The sequence below is a fragment of the Maribacter sp. HTCC2170 genome (genome assembly GCF_000153165.2).
Lineage (GTDB): Bacteria > Bacteroidota > Bacteroidia > Flavobacteriales > Flavobacteriaceae > Maribacter_A.
The window spans coordinates 1,688,219-1,713,542 of the sequence record NC_014472.1 but is presented as its reverse complement, the minus strand read 5'-3'; the positions used below and the strand labels follow the sequence as shown (position 1 = coordinate 1,713,542).

Annotated in this window: 28 protein-coding genes; 10 read left to right on the top strand and 18 right to left on the bottom strand. The window is 38.0% G+C overall.

What is annotated here, in order from left to right; all coding sequences use genetic code 11:
* Positions 1 to 202 precede the first annotated feature (202 nt).
* Complete coding sequence (locus tag FB2170_RS07570) at positions 203 to 961, top strand: UDP-2,3-diacylglucosamine diphosphatase (protein WP_148232160.1); 759 nt, start codon at positions 203 to 205, stop codon at positions 959 to 961.
* Here the strand turns inward: FB2170_RS07570 and FB2170_RS07565 are convergent.
* The 9 genes from FB2170_RS07565 to FB2170_RS07525 all read right to left on the bottom strand — a co-directional run bounded on the left by FB2170_RS07565 (position 958) and on the right by FB2170_RS07525 (position 8,364).
* Positions 958 to 1,344, bottom strand: coding sequence for a VOC family protein (locus FB2170_RS07565; protein ID WP_013305943.1), 387 nt, complete (start codon positions 1,342 to 1,344; stop codon positions 958 to 960). The genes FB2170_RS07570 and FB2170_RS07565 overlap by 4 nt on opposite strands.
* A 6-nt stretch (positions 1,345 to 1,350) precedes the next feature.
* Entirely contained in the window at positions 1,351 to 3,039 is a 1,689-nt protein-coding gene (gene recJ / locus FB2170_RS07560) for a single-stranded-DNA-specific exonuclease RecJ (RefSeq protein ID WP_013305942.1), read from the bottom strand.
* Positions 3,040 to 3,055: 16 nt separating this feature from the next.
* Entirely contained in the window at positions 3,056 to 3,472 is a 417-nt protein-coding gene (locus FB2170_RS07555; RefSeq protein WP_041633104.1) for an OsmC family protein, read from the bottom strand.
* A gap of 206 nt (positions 3,473 to 3,678) precedes the next feature.
* A complete protein-coding gene (locus FB2170_RS07550; protein WP_013305940.1) occupies positions 3,679 to 4,248 on the bottom strand; it encodes a uracil-DNA glycosylase family protein in 570 nt (189 codons plus the stop codon).
* Positions 4,249 to 4,292: 44 nt separating this feature from the next.
* A complete protein-coding gene (locus FB2170_RS07545; protein WP_013305939.1) occupies positions 4,293 to 5,417 on the bottom strand; it encodes a DUF819 family protein in 1,125 nt (374 codons plus the stop codon).
* Positions 5,417 to 6,469: a succinylglutamate desuccinylase/aspartoacylase family protein gene (locus tag FB2170_RS07540; protein WP_013305938.1), complete on the bottom strand. Its 1,053-nt coding sequence runs from the start codon at positions 6,467 to 6,469 to the stop codon at positions 5,417 to 5,419. The genes FB2170_RS07545 and FB2170_RS07540 overlap by 1 nt, the downstream gene beginning before the upstream one ends.
* Positions 6,470 to 6,528: 59 nt before the next feature.
* A complete protein-coding gene (gene rsmI / locus FB2170_RS07535; protein ID WP_013305937.1) occupies positions 6,529 to 7,203 on the bottom strand; it encodes a 16S rRNA (cytidine(1402)-2'-O)-methyltransferase in 675 nt (224 codons plus the stop codon).
* Between the two features lie 8 nt (positions 7,204 to 7,211).
* Complete coding sequence (locus tag FB2170_RS07530; protein ID WP_041632753.1) at positions 7,212 to 7,568, bottom strand: DoxX family protein; 357 nt, start codon at positions 7,566 to 7,568, stop codon at positions 7,212 to 7,214.
* A gap of 106 nt (positions 7,569 to 7,674) precedes the next feature.
* Entirely contained in the window at positions 7,675 to 8,364 is a 690-nt protein-coding gene (locus FB2170_RS07525) for a hypothetical protein (protein WP_013305935.1), read from the bottom strand.
* A gap of 116 nt (positions 8,365 to 8,480) precedes the next feature.
* Here FB2170_RS07525 and FB2170_RS07520 point away from each other — a divergent pair, with 116 nt between their 5' ends.
* The 8 genes from FB2170_RS07520 to FB2170_RS07485 all read left to right on the top strand — a co-directional run bounded on the left by FB2170_RS07520 (position 8,481) and on the right by FB2170_RS07485 (position 16,920).
* The gene (locus tag FB2170_RS07520; protein WP_013305933.1) at positions 8,481 to 9,125 is read left to right on the top strand and encodes a thymidine kinase; all 645 of its coding nucleotides are present in this window, start codon (positions 8,481 to 8,483) and stop codon (positions 9,123 to 9,125) included.
* Positions 9,118 to 10,224, top strand: coding sequence for an alanine racemase (alr, locus tag FB2170_RS07515; protein WP_041632751.1), 1,107 nt, complete (start codon positions 9,118 to 9,120; stop codon positions 10,222 to 10,224). Before FB2170_RS07520 ends, alr begins: the two co-directional genes overlap by 8 nt.
* A gap of 91 nt (positions 10,225 to 10,315) precedes the next feature.
* Complete coding sequence (gene mscL, locus FB2170_RS07510; protein WP_013305931.1) at positions 10,316 to 10,717, top strand: large conductance mechanosensitive channel protein MscL; 402 nt, start codon at positions 10,316 to 10,318, stop codon at positions 10,715 to 10,717.
* 215 nt (positions 10,718 to 10,932) lie between these two features.
* Positions 10,933 to 11,922 carry an aspartate-semialdehyde dehydrogenase gene (locus FB2170_RS07505; protein ID WP_013305930.1) on the top strand — a complete coding sequence of 330 codons (990 nt, stop codon included), beginning with the start codon at positions 10,933 to 10,935 and terminating at the stop codon, positions 11,920 to 11,922.
* Positions 11,923 to 12,016: 94 nt separating this feature from the next.
* Positions 12,017 to 14,173, top strand: coding sequence for a prolyl oligopeptidase family serine peptidase (locus FB2170_RS07500; RefSeq protein WP_013305929.1), 2,157 nt, complete (start codon positions 12,017 to 12,019; stop codon positions 14,171 to 14,173).
* Between the two features lie 79 nt (positions 14,174 to 14,252).
* The gene (locus FB2170_RS07495) at positions 14,253 to 15,239 is read left to right on the top strand and encodes an ABC transporter ATP-binding protein (protein ID WP_013305928.1); all 987 of its coding nucleotides are present in this window, start codon (positions 14,253 to 14,255) and stop codon (positions 15,237 to 15,239) included.
* The gene (arfB, locus tag FB2170_RS07490) at positions 15,232 to 15,636 is read left to right on the top strand and encodes an alternative ribosome rescue aminoacyl-tRNA hydrolase ArfB (protein ID WP_013305927.1); all 405 of its coding nucleotides are present in this window, start codon (positions 15,232 to 15,234) and stop codon (positions 15,634 to 15,636) included. Before FB2170_RS07495 ends, arfB begins: the two co-directional genes overlap by 8 nt.
* A gap of 48 nt (positions 15,637 to 15,684) precedes the next feature.
* Positions 15,685 to 16,920, top strand: a complete 1,236-nt coding sequence (locus tag FB2170_RS07485) for an alkaline phosphatase family protein (protein WP_013305926.1) — start codon at positions 15,685 to 15,687, stop codon at positions 16,918 to 16,920.
* 8 nt (positions 16,921 to 16,928) lie between these two features.
* On the opposite strand, the gene FB2170_RS07480 is transcribed toward FB2170_RS07485, so the two are convergent.
* The 9 genes from FB2170_RS07480 to FB2170_RS07440 all read right to left on the bottom strand — a co-directional run bounded on the left by FB2170_RS07480 (position 16,929) and on the right by FB2170_RS07440 (position 24,907).
* A complete protein-coding gene (locus FB2170_RS07480; RefSeq protein ID WP_013305925.1) occupies positions 16,929 to 18,539 on the bottom strand; it encodes a purple acid phosphatase family protein in 1,611 nt (536 codons plus the stop codon).
* Positions 18,540 to 18,602: 63 nt separating this feature from the next.
* Entirely contained in the window at positions 18,603 to 19,061 is a 459-nt protein-coding gene (locus tag FB2170_RS07475) for a 3-oxoacyl-ACP synthase (RefSeq protein ID WP_013305924.1), read from the bottom strand.
* 26 nt (positions 19,062 to 19,087) lie between these two features.
* A complete protein-coding gene (locus FB2170_RS07470; RefSeq protein ID WP_013305923.1) occupies positions 19,088 to 19,720 on the bottom strand; it encodes a hypothetical protein in 633 nt (210 codons plus the stop codon).
* Between the two features lie 140 nt (positions 19,721 to 19,860).
* Positions 19,861 to 20,976 carry an NAD(P)/FAD-dependent oxidoreductase gene (locus FB2170_RS07465; RefSeq protein WP_013305922.1) on the bottom strand — a complete coding sequence of 372 codons (1,116 nt, stop codon included), beginning with the start codon at positions 20,974 to 20,976 and terminating at the stop codon, positions 19,861 to 19,863.
* Between the two features lie 44 nt (positions 20,977 to 21,020).
* A complete protein-coding gene (accC, locus tag FB2170_RS07460; RefSeq protein WP_013305921.1) occupies positions 21,021 to 22,373 on the bottom strand; it encodes an acetyl-CoA carboxylase biotin carboxylase subunit in 1,353 nt (450 codons plus the stop codon).
* 70 nt (positions 22,374 to 22,443) lie between these two features.
* Positions 22,444 to 22,929: an acetyl-CoA carboxylase biotin carboxyl carrier protein gene (gene accB / locus FB2170_RS07455; RefSeq protein ID WP_013305920.1), complete on the bottom strand. Its 486-nt coding sequence runs from the start codon at positions 22,927 to 22,929 to the stop codon at positions 22,444 to 22,446.
* 28 nt (positions 22,930 to 22,957) lie between these two features.
* Positions 22,958 to 23,956 carry a beta-ketoacyl-ACP synthase III gene (locus FB2170_RS07450; protein WP_013305919.1) on the bottom strand — a complete coding sequence of 333 codons (999 nt, stop codon included), beginning with the start codon at positions 23,954 to 23,956 and terminating at the stop codon, positions 22,958 to 22,960.
* Positions 23,957 to 24,169: 213 nt separating this feature from the next.
* A complete protein-coding gene (gene rpmF / locus FB2170_RS07445) occupies positions 24,170 to 24,367 on the bottom strand; it encodes a 50S ribosomal protein L32 (protein ID WP_013305918.1) in 198 nt (65 codons plus the stop codon).
* A 6-nt stretch (positions 24,368 to 24,373) separates the two neighbouring features.
* Positions 24,374 to 24,907 carry a YceD family protein gene (locus FB2170_RS07440; protein WP_083802954.1) on the bottom strand — a complete coding sequence of 178 codons (534 nt, stop codon included), beginning with the start codon at positions 24,905 to 24,907 and terminating at the stop codon, positions 24,374 to 24,376.
* Between the two features lie 147 nt (positions 24,908 to 25,054).
* On the opposite strand from FB2170_RS07440, the gene FB2170_RS07435 reads away from it, so the two are divergent.
* A complete protein-coding gene (locus tag FB2170_RS07435) occupies positions 25,055 to 25,318 on the top strand; it encodes a hypothetical protein (RefSeq protein ID WP_148232077.1) in 264 nt (87 codons plus the stop codon).
* Positions 25,319 to 25,324 lie beyond the last annotated feature (6 nt).

The window sequence follows — 25,324 nt, the reverse complement described above, 5'->3', positions numbered from 1 at the left end:
TTTATTTAATGTACATTTCCAGTTAATCGTACATTAAATATTAACAATATACTGCTTTACAAGCTTATACAAAAACAATGGTTTCCATTTCATTTCGGTATAAAAAATCATAAAGGTTTAAATTCTCCCTGGGTTAGCGTAAGAAAAAATGAATAAATTGTGTTTAGGCTTTCCTTATCTTTGCGACTAAATGACAAAAACCATAAATACGCCTGAAGGTAAAAAAGTCTACTTCGCTAGTGATAACCATTTAGGGGCGCCGACCAAAGAAAAGAGTTTTCCCCGTGAACAAAAATTCGTTGCATGGTTGAATATGGTAAAGCAAGATGCCGCGGCAATTTTTTTATTGGGTGATCTCTTTGATTTCTGGTTTGAATACAAAACCGTTGTTCCAAAGGGCTTTACTAGAACCTTGGGGAAACTTGCTGAAATTACCGATGCCGGAATCCCAGTTTACTATTTTGTTGGGAACCATGATCTTTGGATGAATGGTTATTTTGAAGAAGAATTGAACATTCCGGTTTTTCATAAACCCCAACGATTTAACATTAACAACACTTCTTTTTTTATTGGACACGGTGACGGATTGGGTCCTGGAGACAAAGGGTACAAGCGGATGAAAAAAGTATTCACGAATCCAATGTCGAAATGGTTTTACAAATGGCTACATCCTGATTTAGGGGTTAAACTAGCGCAATACCTATCCGTCAAGAATAAATTGATTTCCGGAGATGATGACATTAAATTCTTGGGAGAGGACAAGGAGTGGTTGGTACAGTATTGTAAGCGAAAACTGGAACAGGAACACCAAGATTATTTTGTTTTCGGCCATCGCCATTTACCGCTCGAAATAAATCTGAATGATACCTCTGAGTACGTTAACTTAGGAGATTGGGTCTCTTTTTATACATATGGGGAATTTGATGGGGAAAAGCTTTCATTAAAGAAATTCGAAGATTAAGCTGTTATCTCTATCCTATTGTTTTCGGGATCCAAAACCACACTTTCGTAATAGCCATCGCCAGTTGTTCTCGGCTCTCCTACAATTTTGAAACCTGCCGTTCTTAACTGCTCAGTAAGTGAATCAACTTTTGTCTTTGACCCAACAGATACCGCAAAATGGGTTATTCCAAACTCCTCTTCCAAATCATTCATTCTTTGGGTAATATCTGGTCTCTGCATAATCTCGAGTCGCGGGCCCTCATCGAAACTTAAAAAATAAGAAGTAAATTTTTTAGTGGGATTATAGTACATTTCGTTGGACCTTGCCCCAAAATACGTTTCATAGAAACCTTTCATGACCTCCAAGTCCTTTACCCAAATTGCTAAATGTTCTATTTTCATTGAATCTTATTTTATATCACGAAGTTTCAATTGTAGGCGAACACTCCCATTCCATTCATTTTCATCGATTGAAAAAACGGCATCAAATGGCTTTGTATTCTTTACAATCGCCATCTTATCCCCAAGATTAAAACCAATTCCCCCAATTGAACGTGAACCATTTTGGGTAACAGCCAATTTTAAATGTTTTTCACCTTCACCCACTCCCTTTGCATAACCAGAATCCTTTAGATTTTCTGCCATGAACACTGGAGTCATATTTCCAGGTCCAAAAGGAGCAAATTGACGAATAATCCGGTATAGTTTTGGAGTGATATCAGACAGTGAAATCGAATTGTCAACGTTTATTTCAGGAGTCAACAAATGGGGCTCTATGGTATCGGCAACCACTTGCTCAAATTTTGCCTTAAAAGGCTCATATTGCTCAGGTAACAAGGTCAAACCTGCGGCATATTTATGGCCTCCAAATTGCTCAATATGTTCAGAGCAAGCTTGTAAGGCATTATAAACATCAAACCCTTTTACCGATCGCGCAGAGGCCGCCAATTTATCACCACTTTTAGTGAACACCAAAGTAGGTCGGTAGTAGGTCTCTGTTAAACGCGACGCAACTATCCCAATCACCCCTTTGTGCCACGAATCTTTATAAACTACCGAGGTAAATCGTTCTTCCTCTTTGTTTTCCTTGATCCGAACCAAGGCCTCAGCGGTAATTTCTTGATCCAGGTTTCGCCTATCAAAGTTGAATTGTTCTATTTCTTTTGCAATAACCTCAGCTTGTTCTAAATTTTCCTCAACAAGCAAATTCACAGCATGCTGACCGTGTTTCATACGACCAGCGGCATTTATTCGTGGGGCTATAATAAAGACTACATCGGTTATGGTAAGTTCATTCTTCTTAATCTGGTTGATTATAGCCTTAAACCCAATTCTAGGTTCTGCGTTGATCACCTTCAATCCAAAATAAGCCAACACTCTATTTTCACCAGTCATTGGCACAATATCGGCACCTATAGCCGTGGCAACCAAATCTAAATACATAACCAAATCGTCAATGGTCTCCCCTTTATTTGAAGCCAAAGCTTGGATTAGTTTAAATCCAACTCCGCAACCACAAAGCTCATCATAAGGGTAGTCACAATCTTCCCGTTTAGGGTCTAAAACCGCAATTGCATCGGGTAATTGATCTCCCGGTCTATGGTGATCACAGATAATAAAATCTATCCCCTTATCGTTGGCATAGGTTACCTTATCAATTGCCTTGACGCCACAATCCAGGGCAACAATCAGGGCAAAATCGTTATCCTCGGCAAAATCGATTCCCTTATAGGAAACCCCATAGCCCTCGTCATACCTATCCGGAATATATGTCGCAACATTGGGATAGCCTTGCAACAAATAAGAAGATACCAAAGCAACTGATGTAGTTCCGTCCACATCATAATCACCGTAAACGAGAATATTCTCATCATTGGCTATTGCCTTTTCAATCCTGGCAACTGCCAAGTCCATATCTTTCATCAAGAATGGATCGTGTAAATCTGTTAATTCAGGGCGAAAGAACTTTTTGGCTTGATCGTAGGTCGTAATTCCTCGCTGAATCAAAAGAGTTCCAACCAAACCATCAACTTTCAAGGCACTGCTAAGTTCTTCTATTTGCTTCTGCTCAGGTTTTGGTTTTAGTGTCCAACGCATCTTATGATTCTCGATTCTAGGAAGTATGAAAAATCGTCTTTATTTCGAGCTCTGCGAACTGTCGAAACATTTCCATCACACCACAATATTTCTCCACAGAAAGATCTACTGCGCGTTGTAGCTTCTTTTCGTTTAGGTCACTACCATAAAAATGATATTCAATCAAGACCGCATCATAGTGTTTAGGATGTTCTTCGGTCATATTGGCAATTGTGTCTATTTTGAAAGTTTCAACTTCCAGTTTCATCTTCTTGATAAGTGAGGCCACATCCAAGCCCGAGCACCCAGCTAATGCAGACAACATCAACGATTTTGGTCTAAGACCATCACCTTCCTCAGCATCTTCTATTTTAAATGAATTTCCTGATGTGTTATTACTTTCAAAGGCCATTCCACCCAACCATTTGGTGGTAATATGATTTGTGTTTGCCATAATTTTCATTGAATTTAAGGGATAAAAATACGATATAAAACTACAATTATTCAGTCTGAATTTTTTTGCCATAGATAACCAGTCACCCATGTTCAACTGGGTTCATAATTTGTCATTTCGAACGAACTTTAGTGAGGAGAAATCTCATTGTCTTACTCTATGGTGCGATTTCTCCTTTTGGTCGAAATAATATCACTCAATGCTCTTTAAATAATACTTGAAACCCGTTGTTGTAACTCAGGTACAACGCTTTCATTAAACCAAGGGTTTTTGGTTAACCAAAAACGATTGCGGGGAGATGGGTGCGGTAGTGGCAAACATTTGGGCAAATAAGATTCATAGTTGGCCACTGTTTCTGTTAGTGTTTTTTTAGCCTCTTTTCCCAAATAGTATTTTTGGGCATACATACCAATCAGGATTACCAATTCTAAATTCGGCATTTTATCCAACATGGGTTTGTGCCATAAGGGGGCACATTCAGTTCTTGGCGGAAGATCACCCGACTTACCTTTGCCAGGATAACAAAAGCCCATTGGAATTAAAGCGATTTTGGAGTCATCGTAAAAAATTTCATCTGAAACCCCTAACCATTTTCGTAATTGCCTGCCACTGGGATCATCCCATGGCACTCCTGTTTTGTGCACTTTAGTACCCGGCGCCTGACCAATTATCACAATTTTTGAGTCGGGATGAGCCGCCACAATAGGCCTGGGACCCAAAGGCAGATGAGACTTACATACCTCACAACCACGAATTTCTGAAAGTAGTTTTTCCATTTTTTCAATTTATTACCGCTTCTGCAGAAAAGGCTTCCCTTGTCCTAAATTATAAAGGTTTTGAACAAAAATATAGTCAACATACCCCAAAATGTACCCGTGGCCATGCTCAAAATAGCCAGAACAATGGCATGTGGCATCCATTTTTTCTCATAAGCTGCAGTTACGGCCGGCGCAGTCGCAATGCCCCCAATATTTGCCATACTCGCAATTGGCACCCAAGCCATATTTATGTTCAACAGTTTGGCAATTAACATCATAAACACAAAATGGCCTACCAACCAGACAATCAAAAACAAAAGAAACGAGCTGTTAAATCCAAGGGTTGCAAATTGCAGTTTCAATCCTAAAACGGCCATAACTACTAGAATGAGTATGCCACCTACCTTAAGTGCAAACCTGTAATTCCAATTAGGTAATAAATTACTTAGAACTAAGCCCAAAAAAGAAAGGGCCACAATTCTACCCACGAAACTATCAATGGTCCAATTACAAAGAACAACCATTCCTAAAATGATTACGAAGCATAACCAAGAAGCTATTAAGTTCCCTTTTTCAGTTCTTATATCTTCCGGTATTCCTGCATCCGTTATATTTAATTTTTTGTTCATCAAACCACTCTTCTTAATAAATTGAAACATTAGAATTGTCCAAATGTTCACCAATATATTATCCATAACAAGAACAGAAAGAAAAATGTTTTCAGGGCATTCTACCAGCTCTTTTAAAACCAGTTGACTCGTACTTCCGCCAATCCAACTACCTACGATTGGAGGGATTCCCATCCAATATTCTTCAGCTATCAATGTTTTGGAAACCAAATCTGTATCAAACAAGCCCAAACCCAATAGAACAGGAAAAACTGCGATGAACATTGATCCAGCTGCAAATAGCAATATAGGCTTCCACCCAATAGCTTTTAATTGACTTAATGATAGACTACTCATTACGGCAATGATCGCCAAAGGAATAAAATAGTCTTTGCTAAAAGTATGGATATCTGCCTGCGAATAATCAACATTCAGGAGATAAGAAATAATTGCCGGAATAACATAAGCTAACAATATGGCCGGTACCCAATCGAAAAGTGACTTAATATGCTTGTTCTCCCATCGATCTAAAAAATAAACCACAATGACCGTAAACAAAGAAATTAGCCAGGGTGTCATTATTTAGAAGGACTTTTTAAGATTCCTAAATGAATGATTCTTCCCCCGCTCATATTTACCGGATTGGTACTTTTACCAATGACTATACCTTCTTCAGGGGCATAGAATTCTTTCAAAACCTCTCCAAATGAATTTTTAACCATTGCAATACGCTGGCCTTTAGAAACTTTTTCGTTTAGACTTACGCCTATCTCAAGCAAGCCCCCTTGATCTGCGAACAGCCAATAAGACTTACTACAAACATTTTCAATTTCGGGAACCTCAACATTTTGAGGTTTCATTTTAAGCCATTTCAAAAGATTGTCTATTCCTCTTTCACCTCGTTCAATCATTACTGGTTGATAAACTTGTGGGTCTCCATACTCTACCGTAATGGATTTGATACCTTGCGCAAGTGCGGCGGCTCTCATCGTTAGACCGCTACTTGTTCCAAAACTTGGTTTTCCCTTGTTGGAGACTATAATATCAGGTAACTGTAGCTTCAGCATTGCAGCCAATGTGTCATTGGCCATGTCTCCCCTACCATATAGGGCATTTATCCTACCAAAACTTGCAGTATGCATATCTATATGAAAATCGAAATGAGGTAGAACCTTCTCATTAATTTGATAGGCCATTTGTTGTGACCTGTTCCCTTCTTTTTTGCCCGGGAAATTCCTATTAAGGTCTTCATCGTCTATGTATTTTCTCTTGTGATTGGAAATACTTATTGGGTTTATCCCTGGAACCCCAATTAGGGTGCCTTTAAGCATTGAAACATCTAAGCCCCTGAAGGTGTTTTGAATTATCGCAATCCCATTAAGTTCATTGCCATGAATTGCGGCAGTAAGCCCTAGGACTGGTCCAGTTTCATTTCCTTTGGCAACAAGTACAGGAATAGAGATAGGTTTGTTCTGGCTATCCGATCCCAATTGCAACCAAAATTTTTGAATGCTTCCGCTTTTGATATTGTCCAGATCAATCTCTTGAATAGTCAAAACTTCATTGGCCGTTTGGCCAAAAAGTAATCCGGATGAACAAAACGCAAAGAAAAGAAGCTTGCATAAATTCATAAGTATGTTGAGGTTGGTTGTACAGCTAAAGATATTCTTTTTTGCTGTTCGGCACGTATTTATTTCCTGCCAGAAACCACAATGACTATTTCACCCTTCGGTGGTTTTGTGGTAAAATGTCCCAAAACTTCTATAATTGTACCACGTACTGTTTCTTCATACAGTTTAGTCAATTCCCTGGAAACTGAAATCAATCTATCTTCCCCAAAATATTCGGCAAAATGAGTTAGGGTTTTTACCAATTTATGTGGTGATTCATAAAAAATCATGGTTCTAGATTCTTCCGCCAATAGTTTTAATCTGGTTTGTCTTCCTTTTTTTACTGGCAGAAATCCTTCAAAGACGAATTTATCGTTTGGCAAACCACTATTTACCAAAGCTGGTACAAAGGCAGTAGCTCCGGGTAAACAATCCACTTCAATATCATTTTCTAAACAAGCCCTGGTCAGCAAAAATCCTGGATCCGAAATGGCTGGAGTACCTGCATCAGAAATCAAGGCGATATCTTCCAAATTGCTTTTCAACCGCTTCACCAGATTATCCACTGTTTTATGCTCATTGTGCATATGGTGACTTTGCATTGGTGTATTGATCTCAAAATGATGTAGCAATTTTCCACTGGTTCGGGTATCTTCAGCAAGAATAAGAGACACTTCCTTTAAAACCCTTATAGCACGTAATGTAATATCTTCGAGATTTCCTATAGGTGTAGGTACAATGAAAAGTTTTCCCATAATCTGAACTAATACCTTACTCTCTTACCTAAAAAATATGAGGTTAACAAGAATACCAACGCCATTAAAGCCCCAAATTGTTCACCGTCACTGACCATGACATGTGCAAAGAAAGCCAAGACAAAATTGAAAAAGAATCCAGCATAGGCCCATTCTTTTAGATTACCTCCAATATTGGTTAAAATAACAATCAGACCTAAAACTTTCAGTGTAGCCAAAGGATAAATTATATAAGTTGGGAAGCCCAAAGCAGTAAAAGCTTTTACAACTTCGCCGTGATTAAAAAAGTACATCCCCGCTGAAAATAGGACTAGTAGTGTCAATAGCGCTGTTGCTATCCAGTAAATTATTTTTTGTGTATTCATCGAATTGCAAATTTAGTAGAAATTAAAGGTAGCCAAAAATAACCTTTGAAAAATCAAAAGGCCCCACTATAGTGTGAGACCTTTAAATTTCATATATCAAAAAGACCTAGGAAAATCTTCGCTCTATCAAAGTCATAAAACGTTCTTCATATTCCTCTTTACCTTCCCAGTTATTATAATCAGGTTTTACCATACTGTTTATAAACGCAATGGAACGTTCTTCTGTTTCTATTGTATTCAATTGTGATAGGACGCGATTATAGTCTTCTGTACTCTCATTGAACAAATGCTTTACAAAAGCCAGGCGGTTGTTCAAATCAATTTTCAATTCTTTATCGGCAAGTTTATCGTTTAACGATTTTACTTTTTCTTCTTTGTTGGATACCTCCTTGACTTGTGGCTCAAAAAGCTCCTTGTCATTTTTCATTAAATTAGGTTTCGCCATAAATTCGGCCAAAACTTCATCAACAGCAGCTGTATTGGGCATTTCAGAAACCATGTCTTTTATGGTCTGTATTCCCGGTGTAATGATATCCTCTTCATGGGGATTGCTCTCAGGAACCGAAGAATCAACTTTCAGTACTGAGTTTGCCATTTTTTCAAATTTGGCTGCAATCACATTTTTGGAAACATCAACCTCAATGTCATTCAATTCTTCTTCAATGAATTTCAATACCGCCAATTTCTCATACAGGTTTTTCGAAGCCTCGTACAAATCGGTAATTTCATTGATGTTCCTAGAGGTAATGATGTCTGTGGACATTTTCACCAATTCCTCTTTTAATTTTCTTTTCATGATGGTTTCTTCTCTTTTATTTTCTCCTTTCGGAAAAGGTGAATCTTTTTTGAATAACTTTATAATTCTTATAAATAAGAACGAAAAAACACCTTATTTTCGTCTAAAATTACAAAATGTTTCTCGAAAATACCGTTAATCATAAAGAACAATTCGGCTGGATAGAAGTTATCTGCGGCTCAATGTTTTCTGGTAAGACCGAGGAATTGATTCGGAGATTAAAACGTGCCCAATTTGCTAAACAAAAGGTCGAGATCTTTAAGCCCATGGTTGATAAAAGGTACCATGAAGAAATGGTGGTTTCCCATGATGCCAATGAAATTAGGTCCACTCCCGTACCTGCTGCAGCGAATATTCGCATTTTGGCCGATACTTGTGATGTGATTGGCATTGATGAAGCGCAGTTTTTTGATGATGAAATAGTGACAGTTTGCAATGACCTAGCAAATAGAGGGGTTCGAGTAATCGTTGCAGGCCTGGACATGGATTTTAAAGGAAATCCCTTTGGTCCTATGCCTGCCTTAATGGCTACTGCAGAATATGTAACGAAAGTGCATGCCGTATGTACACGCACTGGAAATTTGGCCAATTATAGTTTTAGAAAAGCCCATAATGATGATCTGGTGCTTTTGGGTGAAACTGGAGAATATGAACCTTTGAGCAGAGCGGCGTATTACAAGGCTATGCTTAAAGAACGGGTTAAGGAAATTGATGTAGATGTTGAAGAAATTTCAAAAGCTAAAAAAGACGTCAATGGCTAAAGCTTCGGAAACCGTTTTAGAAATCGATTTAAACAACCTAGAACACAACTACAACTATCTTCGGTCAAAGCTGAATTCCGATACCAAATTCTTGGCAGTGGTCAAAGCTTATGCCTATGGTTCGGATGCGGTTAAAATTGCTCTTAAACTTGAGGCTATTGGGGTTGATTATTTTGCCGTGGCGTATGTTAATGAGGGTGTTGCCTTGCGTATGGGAGGCGTAAAAAAATCGATTTTGGTTTTGCACCCCCAATCTGTAAATTTTGACAAACTTATTGAGCATTGTTTGGAACCAAGCCTTTATTCCCCTAAAATTCTCAGGGAATTTTTAGAAGCAACTAAGCGGAATGGGCAAAAGGATTATCCTGTACATATTAAGTTCAATACAGGATTGAATCGTTTAGGGTTTTGGGAAAATGATGTTGATTATATAATGGATCAGCTAAAGGAAAGAAGGGATATTAGAATAACATCTATCTTTTCACATTTGGCTGCTACCGAAGATTCTACTGAAAAACAATTCACACTAAAGCAAATTGATACTTTTACCAAAATAGTATCTGATTTTGAAGAAAAACTGGGGTATAGCCCTTTAAAACATATATTGAATACTTCTGGAATCATTAACTATCCAGAAGCCAATTTTGATATGGTCCGCAGTGGTATAGGTCTTTATGGGTTTGCCAATGATGAAGAAATTGATTCTCAATTAAAACCAATCGCTACTTTAAAAACCATAATCTCACAAATCCACAAAATTGAACCCAATGAAAGCGTGGGTTACAATAGAGCATACACTTCCGAAGGTTACCGTGTAACAGCAACACTCCCTTTGGGTCATGCGGACGGTATTGGCAGACAATATGGTAAGGGTAAAACCTTTGTAAGTGTTAACGGAACTTTAGCCCCAATTATAGGCAATGTTTGTATGGACATGATTATGGTCGACATTACTGGTATTGATTGTAAAGAAGGTGATGAAGTTATTATTTTTGGGGGCAATCCTACGGCCCATTCATTTGCAGCAACGGCAAATACCATCTCCTATGAATTAATTACAGGAATCTCCCAACGTATAAAAAGGGTTTTCAAGAGTTGACAAAATTTCTTTTAACATTTTGTTAAGATTCCGCTTTTTAACTAAATTGCGGTAACATAAATAATAATCAATTAACTAAAAACACTAAGACATGTTAAAAGAATTCAAGAATTTTATTATGACAGGCAATGTAATTGATTTTGCAGTTGCTGTTATCTTGGCTGGTGCAGTTGGCCTAGTAGTAAACGGATTTGTTGCGGATATCATTATGCCAATTGTTGGTCATTTTGCCGGAGGAATGGACTTTGCAAGTATGAAAGTAATCCTAACAGAAGCTTCAGGCGTTGAGGGTGAAGCAGGGTACGTTGCCGAAAATGCAATTCGTTGGGGCGCATGGGTAAACACCATCGTTAATTTGTTAATTGTAGGTTTTGTTATGTTCTTGATTGTTAAGGCATACAACAAAACGAAAACTCCACCTGAACCAGCAGCTCCTGCAGGACCAACTGCTGAAGAATTATTAGCGGAGATTCGCGATTCTTTAAAGAAATAAATTGCAAACTAAGTCCCTTGGACTTACCGCTACATTACTATTAATTTAACCTGCTCTTGTTTAAGAGCAGGTTTTCTTTTAGCCATCATTCACTATTGTTTCGTTTTAATTGATTGTTGTATTTGTAACTTTTTGTTAAATAATATTTATTCAACGCTTTTTATCTTGCCCATTCACGAATCGTGAAGTACATTTGCCCTCTAAATTGATAATAAATGAAAGTTGCTGTTATAGGCGCCACTGGAATGGTTGGCGAGGTAATGCTGAAAGTATTGGCAGAGCGTAATTTCCCGATTACCCAATTGCTATTGGTCGCATCCGAAAGATCCGTGGGTAAAAAACTAAAGTATAAGGGAGAAGATCATACTGTAATTGGTCTTGAAGATGCGGTTGCCGCTAAACCCGAAATCGCGATTTTTTCCGCCGGTGGTGACACTTCTACAGAATGGGCTCCAAAATTTGCCGAAGTTGGTTCCACTGTAGTTGATAATTCTTCAGCATGGCGCATGGATCCAACAAAAAAATTAGTGGTTCCTGAAATCAATGCCAAGGAGTTGACGAAGGAAGATAAAATAATAGCCAATCCCAATTGTTCAACAATACAATTGGTAATGGCATTGGCCCCATTGCATGATAAATATAAAATGAAACGTGTTGTGGTATCAACCTATCAGTCCGTTTCAGGAACTGGCGTAAAAGCTGTACAACAATTGGAAAATGAAATTGCTGGCGTACAGGGCGAAATGGCCTACCCTTATCCTATTGGTCGCAATGCATTACCCCATTGTGATGTTTTCATGGAAAATGGTTATACTAAAGAAGAAATGAAATTGGCTCGTGAGCCTCAGAAAATATTTGATGATAGAACATTTTCCGTTTCCGCTACTGCCGTGAGAATTCCAACGGCAGGTGGGCATTCAGAATCGGTGAACGTAGAGTTCGTGAATGATTTTGAACTGAATGAAGTACGTCAGTTACTCAATAACACGCCTGGTGTTACGGTTCAAGACAACCCAGATACCAACACATATCCCATGCCAATTTATGCCCATGATAAGGATGAAGTTTTTGTTGGTCGTATTCGTAGGGATGAAACCCAAAGAAATACGTTGAATATGTGGATTGTTGCTGATAACCTGAGAAAAGGTGCCGCAACCAACGCCGTACAAATTGCCGAATACTTGGTCAACAATCAATTGGTATAAAATCTTCAATAAACGAATAAATTCAAAACCTTTGGAGCCTAACTGTTCTAAAGGTTTTTTTGTGCTATTTTTAGAGCTAATTAATCCATCAGTCATGAAAAAAGTATTCATAATCCCAATTGCAGTCGTGCTACTTACAGCCTGTAACACCAATACTAAAAAAGACCCAATCACCGTGAACTACCCAACTACAACAAAAGCAGATTCAGTTGATACTTATTTTGGAACAGAAGTGAAAGATCCATATCGTTGGTTAGAAGACGACCGGAGTCCAGAAACAGAAGCATGGGTTAAAGAACAGAACAGTACAACTTTTGGGTATCTGGAGAAAATTCCTTTCAGGGATGGATTAAAGAAACGGTTGGAAAAATTATGGAATTATGAGAAATTAGGCTCGCCTTTCAAAGAAGGGGACTATACGTATTTCTATAAAAATGATGGACTTCAAAACCAATATGTCGTTTATAGACAAAAAGATAGTAAAGAGCCTGAAGTCTTTTTGGATCCCAATACATTTTCAGAGGACGGAACAACATCTTTGGCCGGGCTCAGATTTACAAAAGATGGTTCAAAAGCAGCTTATCTAATTTCAGAAGGAGGGAGCGATTGGCGAAAAGCAATAGTAATCGATGCTAAATCAAAAGAGATTGTCGAAGATACATTGGTCGACATTAAGTTTAGCGGAGTTTCCTGGAAAGGCAATGAAGGCTTTTACTATTCTAGCTATGATAAGCCTAAAGGAAGTGAACTTTCAGCCAAAACTGACCAGCACAAAGTGTATTATCATAAATTAGGGACCCCTCAAAAAGAGGATAAGGTCATTTTTGGAGCGAAACCGGAAGAAAAGCATCGATATATAGGTGCTGGTGTTAGTGAGGATAATAGATATTTGACTATTTCTGCATCCACATCCACATCGGGCAACAAGTTGTTCATTAAGGATCTTACTAAACCCAACAGTAAATTGGTGACCATTTTGGATCATACAGATACAGATAGCTATATTATAGAAAATGTAGGCTCGAAGCTCTATATCGTTACGAACATGGATGCACCCAACCAAAAAATAGTAACCGTGGATGCAGCGAATCCAACCCCAGAAAAATGGATCGATTTCATCCCGGAAACAGAGAACGTATTATCTCCAAATACAGGTGGAGAATATTTCTTCGCTGAGTATATGGTAGATGCCATTTCAAAAGTTTTTCAATATGATTATGATGGCAACTTGGTAAGGGAGGTAAAACTTCCAGGGGTAGGTAGTGCTAGTGGATTTGGAGGAAAGAAAGAAGATAAGGAATTCTATTTCTCTTTTACCAATTACAACACCCCGGGTTCTTCTTATAAATACAATGTTGAGTCTGGTGAATATGAACAGTATTGGAAACCAGACATAGATTTTAATCCCAATGATTATGAGTCGCATCAAGTATTTTATAATTCTAAAGATGGGACGAAAATACCTATGATCATTACCCATAAAAAAGGATTGGAACTAAACGGGGAAAATCCGACTATACTATACGGTTATGGTGGTTTTAATATTAGTCTTACACCATCTTTCAGTATTGGTAATGCTGTATGGATGGAACAAGGGGGCATATATGCTGTTCCCAACCTGCGTGGTGGCGGTGAATACGGTAAAAAATGGCACGACGCGGGTACTAAAACCAAAAAACAGAATGTATTTGATGATTTTATCGCAGCCGGGGAATATTTAATAGCAAATAAATACACTTCTAAAGATTATTTGGCCATTCGCGGAGGGAGCAATGGTGGACTTCTAGTTGGGGCTACGATGACCCAACGACCAGATTTAATTAAAGTGGCCTTGCCTGCGGTCGGGGTACTTGACATGTTGCGCTACCATACCTTCACTGCTGGCGCAGGATGGGCTTATGATTATGGTACTGCCGAAGAAAGTGAAGAAATGTTCAATTACCTAAAAGGATATTCCCCGGTTCACAATGTGAAAGAAGGAACTGAATATCCCGCCACCTTGGTGACAACTGGTGATCATGACGATAGAGTGGTTCCTGCACATAGTTTTAAGTTTGCAGCAGAATTACAATCAAAACAGGCAGGCCCCAATCCCACCTTGATTCGTATTGAGACCAATGCTGGACACGGCGCAGGTACACCAGTTAGTAAGACCATTGAACAATATGCCGATATTTTTGGGTTCACCTTGTTCAATATGGGATTTGAGGAACTCCCCAACCAAAGGGTGTTAAAAGAATTCAAGGATTAAAACTAACTTGTATCAATATTTTATAACAATGTCCGTTTCTTATTGAAACGGACTTTTTTATCCGTAAAACAAAAAATAAATGCTAAACGTAGATCATATTTCCTTTAGTTATGATGATAATTTGGTGCTGGAAGACATTAGCCTAAAAGTATCTAAAGGTGAACATGTATCGATTATTGGGGAAAGTGGGTGTGGAAAAAGCACCTTACTAAAGATTATCTATGGTCTTTTACAAGTTGACAAGGGTGAGGTCTTTTGGGATGAAACAAAGATTTTAGGTCCCAACTACAACTTAGTTCCTGGAGAACCCTATATGAAATATCTTTCGCAGGACTTTGACCTTATGCCTTTTACTTCAGTTGAAGAAAACATAGGTCAATTTTTATCTGTTTTCGAACCTGAACATTTAAAAGAGCGTACCTCAGAGCTTTTGGAAATGATCGAGATGACAAAATTCGCTAAGGTAAAGGTAAAATACCTGAGTGGAGGTCAACAGCAACGTGTTGCACTAGCCAGAGTACTTGCCCAAAGACCTAAGGTATTATTGTTGGACGAACCTTTTAGCCATATCGACAATTTCAGAAAAAACAGTTTGAGAAGAAACCTATTTGGGTTTTTAAAAGAAAAAGATGTGACGGTTATAACGGCCACCCATGATCATAATGATATGTTGCCATTTGCAGACACAGTTGTTGTACTGAAAGACCATAAAATCATAGCTAAAGACACCCCGAAAAACCTTTATGAACACCCAAAAGACCTATACATAGCTGCCTTGTTCAGTGAAGCCAATAAAATTCCAATAAACATTGTAAAAACCTATGCAGATACAAAACGTAGGATTATAGTCTACGCCCATGAGTTTAGGGTTTCTGAAAAATCAGGATTGGAAGTTGAGGTAAAACGTTCTTTTTATAAAGGAGGATATTATATGATCCAAGGAATTTATGAAGGACAGAAAATTCATTTTAATCATTCGATAGCATTGGAGCCAGAGTTGAAGGTGTTTTTGAATGTTTCAATAGAAACAATCAATCAACGATTGAACCAGAACCCAAATGGATAAAAGCACACTACTTCAAGAATTAAAGTTCAAGGCAATACGAAGTAGCGGTGCCGGTGGGCAGCACGTGAATAAGGTTTCAAGCAAAATAGAATTGACATTTGATGTTTTAGCTTCAAACGCACTTTCCGAAATTGAAAAAGAACGTATTTCCAAAAAGCTAATCACTAGATTGACCAAGGAAAATATTTTAATTCTTCAAGCTGATGATTATCGCAGTCAACACCGAAATAAAGAACTGGCAATCAAGCGATTTTTCGAATTACTTGAAAATGCCCTGAAAGTCAAAAAGAAACGTAAGAAATCAAGGCCTACAAAATCATCAATCGAAAAAAGACTGAAATCAAAGAAGAAAGCAGCACTTAAAAAAGTGAGCCGTCGCAAGCCTGATATTGATTGATTTTTTAGATATTTACTGTGAAACACTCATAGGAAATTCTATTAAAAAATGAAATACCCTCTACTACTCATACTATTACTTATAAGCGTTATTGGTATTTCGCAAGATTCCCAGACTAAAGTACTTTTCGTTATTGCCGATGGAATTTCTGCCGATGTCCTGGAAAAAATCCAAACTCCAAATCTAGATGCAATTTCTGAAGTAGGTGGCTACACTCGAGCATATGTAGGAGGAGAAAAAGACGGCTATTCCCAGACTCCCACAATTTCTGCAGTAGGATATAACAGTCTTTTGACGGGTACTTGGGCTAACAAGCATAATGTTTGGGGTAATGGGATTAAAAATCCCAATTATAATTACTGGACCATTTTTAGGTTTGCCAAAGAACAAAATCCAGACCTTAAAACAGCCATTTTCTCCACTTGGTTAGATAATCGCACCAAATTAATAGGAGAGGGTTTAAAGAAAACCGGAGGTTTTGAATTAGACTACCATTTTGATGGATTTGAATTGGACACACTTAACTTTCCACATGATGAGGATCGATTGTATATCCACAAAATTGATGAACATGTAGTTAATGAAACCCATCAATATATCAAAGAAAAAGGTCCGGACCTTTCATGGGTCTATTTGGAATATACAGATGATATGGGGCACAAATATGGGGATAGCGAACAATTTTACGAAGCTGTTCGCATAATGGATAACCAAATCGGCAAAATATGGGATGCTATTGAGCATCGGAAAAAGTTCTTTAGCGAAACTTGGGAGATTTATATTACTACAGACCATGGTCGCCTTCAAGATAATGGAAAGGGGCATGGGGGCCAATCAGAAAGAGAACGTCTCACCTGGATTGTCACCAATGCCAAAAACTTGAATTCTTATTTTATGGGTAACCAGCCTGGTATTGTTGATATTATGCCCAGTATGCTGAAATCCTTAGGGTTGACTCCTTCAAAGGAGCAAAACTTTGAAATTGATGGTATTCCCATAACAGGTGAGCTTTCAACAGCCAATATTAGGTCGGTGCTTTCAGAAAACAAAATACGGGTTTCATGGAAATCATTTGATCCAAATAAAAAAGTAAAAATATGGTTGAGCACCACCAATAATTTTGAAGTAGGTAATAAAGATGAATATAAACTTATGGGCAAAGCTAAAGGGGGCGAAGAAGAGTTTATAATTGATGTTGGCAATATCCCTACCAATTTATACAAAATTGTAGTTGAAGGCAAGCATAATTACGGCAACACTTGGATCGTAAAAGATGAAAAATAAATTTTGCCTTATTCCTCAGTCTTGAATTTGGCCAGACCAGACCAATCGCTCCAATTCAAATTTTGATCCCTGTAACGAACTCTCCAATAATATTGCTGATTGGGTTTTAATCTAAGAATCAACTCATCTGAAAGGTCATCATCTTTCTGGCGATTAGCTTCGTAATACCAATTCTCATGTTGTTTCCATCTGTCAACAACCGGCTTTTTAAAATCGCTTGAAGTAGCTATTTGCCAATGCGATGCAGCATGAAATTTATTTTTATAATCACTTTTGAATTCACTTCCCTTCAAGGTAATGCCCTTGAATTTCACAGTTTCACTATTAGGACTAAGTGACTTTGGCGCATTGGGTTTGCTACCCTTCTTAAAAATGGTGATGCTATCCCTGAGTTCGTTCTCCCTAAATTGTTTGGAATTACCCCTACTTATCCGCTTTACGGTAAAATTTGGGTTATCCTTAGATCCATCAACTTCTACCATTACAAAACCATATTCATCTTGGGTAACTGTAAATTCTTCATAATCCCTTCCTTCAAATTCACCCCAATTATCAATTGCACCTCCTGCTGTGGCTACATTTACCCATAAATGTTTATGGCCTTTGGACTGTCCCCTGGAATACCCATGAGTATGTCCAAAAAAGTGAATGCTGGGTTTTCCAGTACTAGTGCTGAATTCTTCCAATTGCTTGACCACTTTTCCTGCAAAATCAGCCTCTCCTGGAATCCATAGTTCCGATTTATGTGGGTGGTGCAATTGTGCAAACACAAAATCAATCGAAGACTCGTCAGCTGTTTTTTTCAACAAGACTTTTAGCCATTCCAATTGAGCTGAAATGTCCCTATAGCCTTCGTTTGAGTCTAAGCCAATGATGCGGGTATTTCCATAATCCTTATAATACCAATGCTCTGCAAAAGCGGCAGTTCCATTTTCCGGAAGACTAAAATATTTGAAATAAAAGCGAGAATTTCTTTCATGGTTTCCAGGAACTGGGTAAACTGGAACCTCAGCAAACAGTTTTTCAGCAGGATTGAAAAAATGATTTTTCCATTGGTGATATTTTGCACCGTTTTCGACCAAATCACCAGGTATCATCACCATCGCCAAATTATTGGGAAGGCTGCCTTCGTATTCTTTAGTCAGGTATTTTAATACCCCTTCATTCACCATTTCGGCAAATTTATCTGGGTTCTGGTGGTCGTACTGCATATCGCTCATAGCAACAATTTTGAACGACTCCTCATCGGAAGCGAAAGGAGGTGTTTTAAACTGGTATACATCAGAAATTGCTTTCTCGGTCCTTACTCTATAATAATATTCTGAAAAACGCTTTAAACCATTGATTTCGACCTCATGGATCCTTGAATCAGAGAAATTAATACTATGTGAGTTGCCCAGTGTCCTGTTCTTTACCTTTGGGGTTACTCCCCACTCAACAATACTTTCCTCACCGGACGAGGTTTCCCAAACCACTTTAATAGAGCTTGGCGTAGCATCCTGCAAAAAAGGCTGAACCAAAATTTTCGTGTCATTCTTTTGGGCAAAAACTCCTATCGATATAAAAAATGCAGTAAGGAATGCTACTCCATTTGTTCTAATGTGATGTTTGTAAACCATAATTTTCAATTAAATAGTTTTTATTCAAATTTCCAAAAGGATGGATCAAAGCGAAATACAATCTTAAAGTACCTGAAGAATCTTTATTTGATTTCCATTGAAATCAATAACATCATCGACCTTTTTTCCTAATAAAATAATTCCTATTGGTGTATTCATTGAAATGCAATAGGTCCTTTTTTCCGTGGATTTGTATTCGCCTGCCGATATTGCTAAAAAGTAGTTGGAACTATCGGTACAAACCAAACTTCCTAAAGAAGCCGAATCTTTTTTAGTTGTGATATCTACTTTATTAATGATTTTGGCCATTTTTTCAACTTCGGCCAACTGTGTCCCAAGCTTTTCGCGCTCCAGCTGAAGCATAGCGCGGCCAGTTTCATGTTTGTCGCCGGCACTGCTTTTGGTTTCAGAACCTAAAGCTTCATGCACTTCTTTTATCTGAGATTCAATGCGTCCCTTTCTCTCGTTTACAAAACCTTTACAGAAATCTAACAATTGTTCTTTAAGAACGATCTCACTCATATTATGTAGATTAACTAGAAGCTTTATTATTCATAATGGTACAAATCGGCCAATCTGTACACCAAGTAGCTGATCATTTGATCCTCCGTACTCCCTTGATCATACATACTTTGAATCTCAACTTTATTCTCGGCCTTGAAAAAATCCAAATCATTGGACCTATATTCACTGAATATATTCCATGACTTGAGGCCTTCAAGCATTTGTTTATGCGCATGGTATTTTTTGGTCACAACCTCATATTTCTTTTTAAAATCCCGATCTTTTTTTAAGCCCTCATTCGCTTGCATACGATTCCATCTTTCATATTCAGCAGAAAGTCGAGTGTCTGCATTTTCGGCCTCCGAAATTATCTTAAAATATGCCCTCGAAACCAACGAATGAAATCGTTCTTCAAATAGTGATTCCAAATTTAATTTCGTTGATAAGCCATCATCTGCAAGGACATCATCTTCATTAATTGCTACAAAATCAGAATTATATTCCTTTTCATTACTGTTCTTGGCGACCAACGAATTCTTCCATGCCTCAGATTTGATTATTTCCTTCCAAACTTGGGTGTACTCTCTTTGATACTTCGATTTAGTTGTTGAACAACTACCAAGTACACAACCGAGAACCACTATAGTGAGTAGAGTTTTGAAATTTCCCTTTGCCATAAATCTGTATAAAAACCCATAACAACTGGTCACATAAAAACATGAACTACAGTCAATTTTAAATACGGCTAAGAAAATGGAGGAATGCTAAATATTTTGGGGTGTCACAATATAGTGAGAAAATAATTATGTAGGGCCAATTACTCCATTAGATTGGCCAGATCATCACCTATTTGGCTTCCTATGGCCACACCCATACCCCCTAAACGAACACCACAAAAAACATTGTTGGACAATTGCTTTACAATTGGTTTTTTCATTGAGCCAACACCCATAATGCCACTCCACCTTCGTTCAATCTTAAAAGGGGTATTAGGAAGTATTGTTTCTGAAAGCATTTTTTCAAGTTTATCTTGTATTAGTTGGGTCTCACCATGTTCAAAGGTTTCTTCACCCTGGAAATCCAAATTACGCCCGCCGCCAAAAAGTACTCTGTTTTCAATATTCCTAAAATAATAGAACCCTTCATCCAAATGAAAAGTTCCTTTTATTTGGAGATTAGGAATTGGTTTGGTTATTAACACTTGAGCTCTCGCTGGTAGTACTTTTTCGTCAAGGAGTTGTGCGGCAAAACCATTTGTGGCAATGAACAAATTTGAAGTCTTAAATTCAAAGGCATTGGTTTTAACCAAGACTTTATTCCCAATATTCTCAAATTGCTCGACTGCAATGGTGTTTAGAATTGTAATCCCTTTTGATAATACCAAGTTCATCAATCCTAACATCATCTTTCCCGTATCAATTTGACCTTCATGAATATTGGATATATATTTCTCTTTTATTCGCTTAAAATCAAATCTATTGGATTGTGTTTCAAATGCATCGGTACCAAATATTGGGTTCAAAAGCTTATTCGCTTTTTTTAAATTATCCAAACATTTCTCATACAGTTTACTTTTCTCATCTACAAATAATTCATGACCTCCGTGCTGTTGGAAATCCAATGTATCATCCCCTAAGTTCTGTCGAAGTAGTTGAATGCCTTTCCATCTTTTCAGCACCAATTGAAACACTTCTTCCTCAGCGTGTGAATCTAGGTCGGAGAGTACCTCTGAAATGCTTCCAAAGCATGCAAATCCCGCGTTCTTGGTACTTGCACCTTGTGGTAAGACTCCTTTTTCCAAAATCAAGATTTTTGCCTTTGGGAATTTATTTTTTAGTGCAAGTGCACAATTTAACCCAACTATACCACTGCCGACAATTGTAAAATCAACATTTGATAACCACGTTTTATATTCCCAATAGCTAAGATTCATACTCTAATATAAAAAAACCCTGACCGTTTGGTCAGGGTTTTTATCTATTCTTCCATTTCTGGGTCAATTTCAAAATCTTCCATGAATTTAGTAGTGTAATTACCAGCTAAATAATCCGGATGTTCCATAAGTTGTCTATGGAAAGGTATTGTGGTTTTAATCCCTTCAATTACAAACTCATCCAGAGCACGTTTCATTTTATTAATTGCCTCTTCACGCGTCTGTGCCGTTGTAATCAATTTAGCAATCATTGAATCATAATTAGGTGGAATAACATAACCACTGTATACGTGGGTGTCCATCCTAACACCATGACCCCCTGGAGTATGAAGCGTTGTTATTCTACCCGGTGAAGGTCTAAAATCGTTATAAGGATCCTCTGCATTGATTCTACATTCTATAGAATGGAGTTTAGGATAGTAATTTTTCCCAGAAATAGGAACTCCACCAGCAACCAATATTTGCTCCCTGATCAAATCATAATCAACAACTTGCTCTGTAATGGGATGTTCTACTTGAATACGGGTATTCATTTCCATAAAGTAGAAATTTCGGTGTTTATCTACCAAAAACTCAATGGTCCCGGCACCTTCATATTTAATGAACTCCGCTGCTTTTACAGCCGCCTTTCCCATATCTTCCCGAAGTTTATCGGTCATGAACGGTGAAGGGGTTTCCTCAGTTAATTTCTGATGCCTTCGTTGAATAGAACAATCACGTTCAGAAAGGTGACATGCTTTACCATATTGATCACCAACAATTTGAATTTCGATATGGCGAGGCTCTTCAATCAACTTTTCCATATACATACCCCCATTACCAAAAGCAGCCGTAGCTTCTTGAACAGCACTTTCGAAAAGGTCTTCCATGGCATCTTCACTCCAAACAGCACGCATGCCTTTACCACCACCGCCTGCAGTCGCCTTTATCATTACCGGGTAGCCCATTTTTTTTGCTACCTTTTTAGCTTCAACTACATCTTTCAACAAACCTGCTGAACCCGGAACAGTTGGCACCCCGGCTTTTTTCATGGTTTCTTTGGCTGAAGCCTTGTCTCCCATGCGGTCAATATGCTCGCCTGATGCACCAATGAATTTTATTTCGTGCTCAGCACAAATTTTAGAAAATTTAGAATTTTCTGAGAGAAAACCGTAACCTGGATGAATTGCATCTGCATTTGTGATTTCGGCAGCAGCAATTATGTTAGGTATTTTTAGGTATGATTCATTACTCGGCGCAGGACCAATACAAACGGCCTCATCTGCAAACCTAACATGTAAACTCTCTTCATCGGCTTTAGAATAGACTGCGACGGTCTTTATCCCCATTTCCTTACAGGTTCTAATGATCCGTAGCGCTATTTCGCCCCTATTTGCAATAAGTATTTTTTTGAACATCTTTTTAGGTTTTAAATTTTAAGCTCTAAGTCTCTTTGGTGGTCAGCACCAATTGTCAACTTAAAATTTACTAAGATGGATCTACCAAAAACAATGGTTGGTCAAATTCTACTGGAGAGGAATCCTCTACCAAAATCTTCACAATCTTACCAGAAACCTCTGATTCAATATCATTGAATAACTTCATAGCTTCAATAACACAAAGAACATCGCCCTGTCCTATTGATGTACCAACCTCAACAAAAGATGGCTTATCAGGTGATGGTTTTCTATAGAAGGTGCCAATAATAGGTGATTTAATAGTGATGTATTTTGAGTCATCCTCTGCCTCCTTAACTGGAGTTGCAGGTGCCGCAGCTTCCTGTTGAGCTGGTGGTGCGATTGGCGCCATTGCCGCTTGGGCCATTGGAATTTGCTGAACAATTGTAGTTTCGGGACTTGAACTTGTTGATCCCGTCCTAATCGTAATCTTTATGTCATCTGTTTCTAACTTTACTTCGCTAGCTCCGGATTTTGCCACAAATTTTATGAGGCTTTGAATTTCTTTAATATCCATTGAAAATGATTTTAGTTTAGTTGATCGGTTATTTGTTGTATGCCCATTTTAAATAAATGGACCCCCATGTGAATCCGCCTCCAAAAGCAGCGAATACAAGATTGTCTCCCTTCTTAAGCTGTTCTTCATAATCATGAAGCAACAAGGGCAAAGTGGCTGAGGTTGTGTTGCCATATCTATGTATATTCATCATGACCTTAGAATGGTCCAAATCCATCCTATTGGCCGTAGCGTCAATAATTCTTTTGTTGGCTTGGTGTGGCACCAACCATGAAACCTCATCACCAGTAAGTTGATTGCGCTCCATAATCTTAGCAGCAACATCTGCCATATTGGATACGGCAAATTTAAATACCGATTTACCATCCTGATAAATGAAATGTTTCCTGTTTTTTACTGTTTCCTCAGTAGCTGGCATTAAAGAGCCCCCAGCATCCATCCCAAGATACTTTCTTCCATTACCATCAGCCCTTAAATATTGGTCTTGAAGACCCAAACCTTCCATGTTTGGTTCAAAAAGTACTGCACCCGCACCGTCTCCAAAAATTATGCAAGTGGTCCTGTCTGTATAGTCAATAATAGATGACATTTTATCGGCTCCAATTAACAATACTTTTTTATAAATGCCTGATTGTACAAAACTGGACGCAGTCGACATTCCAAATAGAAAACTGGAACAAGCTGCTAATAAATCGTAACCAAATGCATTTGTTGCCCCAATCTCTGATGCCACAAAAGCTGCTGTTGAGGCAACCAAACTATCTGGTGTAGCAGTGGCAACAATTATTAGATCAATCTCCCCAGGGTCAATACCTCTTTTATCGATCAAATCTTGGGCCGCCTTTATAGCCATGTAAGAAGTGCCCTTGCCCTCTTCATCCTTAAGAACCCTTCTTTCTTTAATCCCAGTTCTGGATGTAATCCATTCATCATTTGTATCAACCATGCTTTCAAGCATTTTATTGGTCATGATAAATTTGGGAACATATCCTCCCACAGCCGTTATAGCCGCCGTAAGTTTAGTCATACTTGAATTTCTTTTGTGTCAAAAACCTTCAAAAATGCGTCAAAAGTGGGGAAAATTAATGATTTTTTACGACTTTTTGACTAAAAAGTGATTGTTTATGGATTTTTGAAGTATTTGACATTTATTAGTGAATTTCAGGTTATTCTAAAAATCCACCCCATAAAAAACCCCGCTAATTAATAGCAGGGATTACATATACTTTCACTTAAAGAACTATGCCTCGGCTTCCTCAGTTTTGTCAATAAGAACTTGGCCTTTATAATAAAGTTTACCTTCATGCCAATGAGCTCTGTGAAACAAGTGCATTTCTCCTGTTGTAGGATCCTTAGCAATTGTTGGAGCTACTGCCTTGTAATGTGTTCTTCTTTTATCTCTCCTAGTTTTGGAAATTTTTCTTTTAGGATGTGCCATCGTTATTTATTTATCCGTTTGTAACTTTTTTAATTCATCCCATCTGGGATCAGTATCTTCCTTATTTTCTTTTTCTTCTTTTGGACTAAGCTCTTCTAGTTTCTTCAACGTTTCAGATTCTAAAGTTCCATCCAATACTCCAGGGTGCACCCTTTTCTGTGGAACCGCTAAAACCAACATTTCATAAATGTATTGCGCTATGTTCACTTGATGTTCGGCATGGGGAATAATCAAAATTTCATCATTCTCATCATTATATTCGTCACCAAACTTTACCACCAGCTCCAGCTCACCAGAGATTTTCTGGTCAAAAGGTTCACCTGTTGTATCGCAGTATACATTTACTGAGCCTTCTGCCTGCATGTATAACTCTAACATGGTGCTCATTTTGTGAAGAACAACATGTAAATTGACATGAGAAGCATTGAACTCATCGTACCCAAAAGATTCAAAGAACTTGTTTTCAATATAATAATCAAACTCGTGTTTTCCTTGCTTCAATCCAGAGAAAGGAATATCGAACTCCTTTTGCTTCATCATTTCAACACTTGTTAAATTACTCTAGCCCATATAAAGGCGGGTGCAAAGATAATTTTTTTTTGCTAATTGCCAATAAACTCATGTAAACTTTTAAGATTGGCTGAAAAATTGATTAAATTGATTTCTAGGCGATTAAAGCAGTTAGCCATGAGTGGGTCAGGACACTTACAGGATATGAACAACCGTATTCGGCAAAACAGACCGCAACCGCCTTCCAAACGGCCAAAATTCAAAGATCATAATCGGGAAAGTATCTATTCACAAGGGGATAAGTATAAAGGCACAAAATTCAAAAAAGTATCTGAAGATAAACTTGCCGAAATCAAGCCAAAAGAAATCGTCGTAAAGAATGGGTTATTTTCTAGGCCTAATTGTGGCTTTGCTAATAATAGCTTTTATGTTAATTCTTAAAAGTAA